We start from the raw sequence: 6,752 nt of genomic DNA on the forward strand, positions 1-6,752 counted from the left end.
CTGAAGACCGCCCCAACGGCCATGGTGACTCCGGGCGAACGTCCTTACTTTCAGGGGATAAGGGGAAATACGCTCGCTCGGAGGTCGCCGTGTCCGCATCCGTCTTCGCCAGGCTGAGCACCGCCGAACCACCGTCGCGGACCGAGATCCTGATGGACAAGGCCGTGGTGCTCGGCGGAAGCGTCGCGGGCCTGCTGGCGGCTCGTGTGCTCGCCGATCACGCAGGATCGGTGGTGATCGTCGAACGCGACGAGCTGCCGGCGGCGCCCGCCCCGCGACCGGGAACCCCGCACGACGGGCAGGTGCACGGCCTGCTGCCCGGCGGGCGGGTCCAGCTCGACCGGTTCTTCACTGGGTTCTCGGACCAAGCGCTCGCCGAGGGCGCGATCTTCTCGCCGTCCGAACGAGCCCGGCAGTACATCGACGGGATGGCGAAGGTGCCCGACGGCCGGATGGGGATCCTGTCCTGCAGCAGGCCCCTGCTCGAATCGCTGATCCGCCGCCGCACGCTGGAGCTGCCGAACGTCAAGGTGATCACCGCCCGCGCCCACGACCTCGTGCTGCGCGGCGACGTCGTCACCGGGGTCCGCTGTGCGGCGGGCACCGAGGAATGGACCGAGGAAGCGGACTTCGTGGCCGACGCGATGGGCCGCGCGAGCAAGGTCTCCGACTGGCTGGGCGAGCACGGCTGGGAAAGCCCCCGCCTGCGGCGGCTGCCCATCAACGTCAACTACGCCACCGGGTTCTTCCGGCGCGCCGAGGCGGAACCCGCGATCGGCACGGCGATCGCCTACCGGAGCCCGAGCGCCGACATCCCGAAGGTGTCGGTCGCGGCGCTGGTCGCGACCGAGAACGACCGGTGGATGGTGCTGATCGCCGGGTACGGCGACGAACGGCCCGGCCGCACCCCCGAGGAGATGCGCGGGCTCAGCGCCGAGGAGCCGCCGATCTTCGGCGAAGCGACGTCCGGCGAGCTGATCGGCGACATCGCCACCTACCACCAGTCCGACGCACGCCGCCGCGATTACCACGGCCTCAAGCGTTATCCGGCCAGGCTGATCAGCATCGGCGACGCGGTCGCGTCGTTCAACCCGGTGTACGGCCAGGGCATGTCCTCGGCCGCGCTGCAGGCCTCGGCACTGTCCGAATACCTGCGGGGCAAGCCCGACCTGAACCGGCCTGCCCGCGAATTCCTTGCCACGCAACGGGTCGTCGCCGACGCCGCCTGGAAGATGTCCACCGCCGCCGACCTGGCGCGCCCGGACATCGACGGGCCGTACCCGCGCTGGTTCCGGCTCGACCAGTGGCTGACCGGGCACGTCATCGCCGCCTCGGTGACCGACAGCGAGACCGCCGCGCGGTTCAACGCGGTGACCTACATGCTCCGGCACCCGCGCACGCTGCGGTCACCCGGAACGCTGCTGCGCGCGTTCCGGGTGAACCGCCGCCGTCACTCGCAGCAGGCGTGATCCGTCCACTCGGGACGGTGCCACCACTCGTCGGCGAACTGCGCCGTCTGTCCACTCTGGACTATCTGGGCGGTGACCGCGGCCGGGTGGTCGTACGGCGCTAGCAGTTCGTCGACCGTGTGGGCCCGCCCGCCGACCATGACGCCGCGTACGGCCGCCGCGGCGTTGATGTCGGTGAGCGGGTCACCGTCGACGATCACCAGGTCCGCCTTGGCGCGCGGCGCGATCACGCCGATCGTGCCGTCGAGCCCGAGCCAGCGCGCCGGGTTGGCGGTGGCCGCGGTCAGCGCTTCGTATGGGGTGAAGCCGTAACGGACCATCGCACGCATGTTGGTGTGCAAAGAGATCGCGATGTTGTCGAGCGGGGCGTCCGTACCGGCCAGCACCACACCGCCCGCGCGCTGGATGCGCAGCATCATCTCGGCCTGGCCCTTGAGGATCGCACGCATCGTCTCGGCCGCCGGTGTCCGCGCGTCGTCGGCCTTCTGCACGAGGCGGTCGTACTCCCATGACGGGTTCAGCACCCGGGTGCGCCGGTCGGTGACCAGCGAACGGTCATCGCCGTAGAGCACGCTCGAGTTGAACAGCGTGGTCGAGATGCCCATGCCGGACCCGGCGAACAGCGCGACGACATCGCCGTACGTGCGGCCGACGCGCGATCCGGTGTGCGAGTAGCCGAGCCGGTTGGTGGCGCCGTAGTGCTCCATCCCGTCCATCCCGAACTGCGCGGCCGGGTACAGATAGTGCGAGGTCAGCGGCAGCCCGGCGCGGTGCGCGGCCGCCACGGCGGCCGACTGGTATTCGTTCGGGAACCGGACGTAGGTCTTGATCAGGTCGTAGCGCAGCTTCCGCGCGCGCTCGAACTCCTTGTCCAGCAACGAGATCGAGCGGTTCGGGCGCATGAAGTTGTAGTAGACGCGCGAACCGTCGATCGCCTCGCCGGTGGCGAAGAACCGCGGCCCGATGAGCGCGCCGGACTCGAGCGCCTCCCTGGTCTCCACCATCTGGTACGCCGGATCGCCGGGTGACCTGGTCGAGGTGATGCCGTACGCGAGCCAGAGCCTGCCCTGCCTGGCTCCCCACTGGCGGCCACGCAGGTGCCAGTGGACGTGCGCGTCGATGAGACCCGGCATGACCGTGCGCGTGGACGCGTCCACCGTGGCAGGCCCCGGACCTGCGGGAACGACACCCGCGATGCGGTCGCCGTCGATGATGACGTCGACATCGCGCCGCAACTCCTTCGCCTTGCCGTCCCACAACGCGCCCGCCCTGACCACGAGCTTCTGCCGGACGACCGGCCGCTGCCAGCGCAGGTCGACCGGCACCGTGGCGGGCGGGCCACCGGCGATCGACTGGGTGCGCAGCTCGCCGTTGTTCAAGTACAGCAACGCGTTCGACCCCACCCAGGCGAGCGAGTCGGTCACCTCGTGGGTGACCTGCTTCGGCTGCCCGGTGAACGTCCCGGTGGCGTCGACCGGCACGATCCACGCCGTCGATTCGACGACGAACGCCAGGTATTTGCCGTCCGGCGACCAGATCGGCCCGTCGTCACCCCGCGTGGACAGCGACGCGTGCGGCATCGGCTCGCTGTACTGCAGTGTGCCCGCGCGCAGGTTGACCAGCAGGATCTGGCTCGTGCCCTCGCGGTAGCGCTTGGAGTACGGCTTCACCGCGGCGAGCGCGAGCGTGGTGCCGTCCGCCGACCAGGTGGGCCTGCCCGGCATGAACAGCGTCGGCGCGACCTGCTTCGGCACGCCGCCCGCGACGTCGACGATCCAGGTGGCGCCGTCGTGGTCCTGGTACGCGATCCGGGCGCCGTCGGGCGAAAACCTCGGCGTCAGCTGCGCGCCCGGCAGGCCGGTGAGCCGTTTCGTCACGCCGGTGGCGACGTCGAGCAGCCACAGGTCGGCGTCGCCCGCCTTGTCTGAGGCGTAGACCAGTGTCTTGCCATCGGGCGAGAAGTCGGGATCGGAGTTGAAGTAGCCGTCGGCCAGCAACTTGCGCGGCTTCCGCTCGCCGATTTTGAGCAGCCACAACGCGTTCAGCGCGCGGAAGGCGACCTGCGAGCCGTCACGCGAGACGACCGGTGACGCGATGCCCTGCGCCTGCCGCTCGCGGTGGTCGTCGAGGTCACGGACCGCCTGGCGATACCTGCGCCTGGCGACGAACGGCACGGTGGCGGTGAACGCGACGTCGACCGGCGGCGTGCCGCCGAGCTTGCGGCGCCGGACGCGCCCGTCCGCCGTGTAGAGCAGTTCGTCGGCCGAGAGCCAAGCGGCAGGGAAGGCGAAAACGTCCTCGTCCCCGGTGACGACCTGGTCGCCGACGACAAGTTCCGGCTTGGCCCCGGTCAGCCTGACATACGCGAGCTTGCCGTCCGGCGCGAACGACGGCCCGTACAGCTTCGCGCCGGCGGGCGCGGTGACCGCCCTCGTGACCGCACCGGACGCCAGGTCCAGCACGTCGATGGCCGCATCGTCGACCGTGTACGCGACGCGCTTGCCATCCGGCGACCAGGCGGGCGTGGCCTCCTCGGCCGCGGTGTCGGTGAGCTTGGTGATCTCGCCGGTCGCCACCGCCAGCCGGTGCACGCCATAGCTTCCACCGCGGTCCGAGGCGAAGACGATCGACGCGCCATCGGGCGAGAACTTCGGCTCGCGATGGTCGAACGGGCCTTTCGTATGCTGCCGGGCGCCGGAGCCGTCGACCCCGATACTCCACAGGTGGTAGTTCCCGTCGCGGTAGGACTGGAACACCAGCCGCCGCCCGTCCGGCGAGAAATGCGGCTGCGTCGCGTCGGCGAAGTCATCGGTGAGCCTGCGTGCCTTGCCGCCCGCGATCGGCACCACCCAGATGTTGGTCAGCAGATCGAACGCGACGAGCTTGCCATCGGGCGAGACGGCGACGCTGATGTTCGTGCCCTCGCGGACTACCGTCTCCCGCGATGACTCCTGATCGGGGTCCGCTCGCGCGGCTTCAGTGCTGACAAGACCGGCGGCGACCGCGGCCACCCCCGTGCCTATGAGCATGTTCCTGCGCGTCAGTTCGGTGCTCATCCGTACGTTCCTCCCAGTGGATTCCCCCTGTCAGTGATTATCCGCGGAACACCGACAAGAACGGGAGTCTTGACTGAGCGACGTACGATGAGGCATGGCCCTCGCCGTCAATCTGGCGTTGTACGCGGTCGTGGTCGTCATCCCGACCGCGGCCACCTGGGCCATACTCAAACTCCCTGGTGTGATCGAGAAAAAGCGCGCCAACCGCCGCATCCCGGAGCCCTCGGTCGAGCATCTCGCCGCCGACCTGCGCCGCGTCCATCGCCTGCTCGCCGACTACGGCCCCGGCACCCCGGCCGCCCGCCGGATCAGCGCACGGCAGGCCTACGACGCGCTGCTGATCCAGGCGTGCGCGGCCGTGCACCTCGAGCACCGCCTCGGCGAACTGCCGGAGGGCATGGACCGCGAGATCGAGCGCCTCACGGTCGAAGAAAAGCTGAGCGAGGCCGGGCTCCGCCTGAAGGACTCGTGAGTGTTTAGACCGGTTAGAACCGGCCGTACCACTCACGACCTCACGACGGCTGGAACCGTCGGCATCACTCACGAATGCGTGGGACTATCACGCGGTCGTGAACTACCGTGATCACGTCACGCTAGTTCCGACTGGGGAGCTCGACCATGAAACAGCGGAGCCCGGTTTTCGCCGTGTTCACCCTGACCCTGGCGCTGGTACTCGGCGCCTTCCTACTAGCCAAACCGAGCGGTACCGATGCCCGAACGGGCACCAATCCGGGCGGAAAGTACGTCATCCGCGGCGCGTCGATGGTGCTGACCATGGACCCGAAACTCGGCGAAGGTCCGCTCGGCACGCTCGCCGACGCCGACGTGCTCATCGAAGACACCAAGATCAAGGCCGTCGGCAAGAACCTCGACGCCGGTCGCGCGCAGGTGGTCGACGGCAGGGGCAAGATCGTCATGCCCGGCTTCGTCGACCTGCACAACCATCTCTGGCAGGCGCTCATCCGCGGCTGCGCCGGCGACAAGGAGCTCAACGGCTGGCTCGGCAAGTGCGTGCTGCCGCTGTACAAGAACCAGCCGAGCGACGCCGACGGCTACGCGGGCGCCAGGCTGGCGACGCTGGACGTGATCTCGACCGGGATCACCACGGTCACCGACTGGTCACACGCGTTCAACGCCGACTTCGCGAAGGGCAACCTGCGTGCGCTCGGCGAGTCGAACCTGCGGTTCGTGTTCTCCTACAACGGCACGACCAACGCGGCACTGCAGGACGAGATCCGGCGGGTCAAGCGCGAGGTCATCGACAAGAACCCGTTGGCGCACCTGGAAATCGGCACGCATCCGTCCACAGGGAACTTCCCGAGTCTCGACGCGTCGGAGAAGCTCGCGCGTGAGCTCGGCGTGCCGCTGAACGTCCACCTGCTCGAATCCAAGGCCGACCCGGCGACCGGTCAGATGGAGGCGCTGCGCAAGGCGGGCGCGCTGCGGCCGGGACTGGTGGCGAACCACGTCATCCAGGCGACCGACGCCGAGCTCGACGAGCTGGCCGCCGCCGACGTCCGCGTCGCCCACAACCCGCTGTCGAACATGCGGCTCGCTTCGGGTGTCATCCGGCTGCCCGAGATGCGCAAGCGCGGCATGAAGGTCGGCCTCGGCCTGGACGGCGGGACCAACGACACGAGCGACATGTTCAACGTGATGCGCGCCACCGTCGGCCTCCAGCGTGCGACGGCGACCGATCCCGGCGTCTACCCGACGACGGCCGACGTGCTGCGGATGGCCACCCTCGGTGGCGCCGAAGCACTCGGGCTCGACGGCGAGGTCGGCTCGCTGACGCCTGGCAAGAAAGCGGATCTGCAAGTGATCAACGCCCAATCGGTCAACTTCGCGCCGCGCGTGGACTGGGTCAACCAGCTGGTCTTCAACACCCAGCCGTCCAATGTGGACTGGGTGTTCGTCGACGGCCGCGCCTTGAAGCGCGACGGCAAGGTGGTCGGCGTCGACACCGGCCGCGTGGTGAAGGACGCCCAGGACGCGGCGGACCGCCTCAAGAAGCTGTTGCCCCAGTAAGGACTCGTGCGCGTTGCGGGCGGTTATTGAGGGGAAACGCAAAGGTGGCGTGATCGTGGACTCGGCTTGGACAGGAGGGTCGTGAGTGGTACGGCCGGTTCTAATACTCCAGCTGTAGTTCGTAATGTGGCTGGCGTGTCGGTGAAATAGGTGCGGCCACCACGGTGATCATGAGTGTTTGTGAAGACAAAACAAGATC

General features: G+C 68.9%; 4 protein-coding genes. 3 read left to right on the top strand and 1 reads right to left on the bottom strand.

Annotated elements, in window-relative coordinates:
* Nucleotides 1-89 precede the first annotated feature (89 nt).
* Nucleotides 90-1,469 carry an FAD-dependent oxidoreductase gene (locus ACFV15_RS39280; RefSeq protein WP_378357363.1) on the top strand — a complete coding sequence of 460 codons (1,380 nt, stop codon included), beginning with the start codon at nt 90-92 and terminating at the stop codon, nt 1,467-1,469.
* On the opposite strand, the gene ACFV15_RS39285 is transcribed toward ACFV15_RS39280, so the two are convergent.
* On the bottom strand, nt 1,451-4,525 hold the full coding sequence (locus ACFV15_RS39285) for an amidohydrolase family protein (protein WP_378357365.1): 3,075 nt from the start codon (nt 4,523-4,525) through the stop codon (nt 1,451-1,453). The genes ACFV15_RS39280 and ACFV15_RS39285 overlap by 19 nt on opposite strands.
* Before the next feature lie 94 nt (nt 4,526-4,619).
* On the opposite strand from ACFV15_RS39285, the gene ACFV15_RS39290 reads away from it, so the two are divergent.
* The gene (locus tag ACFV15_RS39290; protein ID WP_378357367.1) at nt 4,620-4,997 is read left to right on the top strand and encodes a hypothetical protein; all 378 of its coding nucleotides are present in this window, start codon (nt 4,620-4,622) and stop codon (nt 4,995-4,997) included.
* Between the two features lie 146 nt (nt 4,998-5,143).
* Nucleotides 5,144-6,553 (top strand): amidohydrolase family protein, encoded by a 1,410-nt coding sequence (locus tag ACFV15_RS39295; RefSeq protein ID WP_378357368.1) that lies wholly within the window; start codon nt 5,144-5,146, stop codon nt 6,551-6,553.
* Nucleotides 6,554-6,752 lie beyond the last annotated feature (199 nt).

It is taken from the genome of Amycolatopsis sp. NPDC059657 (assembly GCF_042734395.1).
Taxonomy (GTDB): Bacteria; Actinomycetota; Actinomycetes; order Mycobacteriales; family Pseudonocardiaceae; genus Amycolatopsis.

Coding starts and splice junctions, on each gene's coding strand:
- ACFV15_RS39285 (WP_378357365.1), bottom strand. CDS start 4,525: ATGAGCACCGAACTGACGCGCAGGAACATGCTCATAGGCACGGGGGTG.
- ACFV15_RS39290 (WP_378357367.1), top strand. CDS start 4,620: ATGGCCCTCGCCGTCAATCTGGCGTTGTACGCGGTCGTGGTCGTCATC.
- ACFV15_RS39295 (WP_378357368.1), top strand. CDS start 5,144: ATGAAACAGCGGAGCCCGGTTTTCGCCGTGTTCACCCTGACCCTGGCG.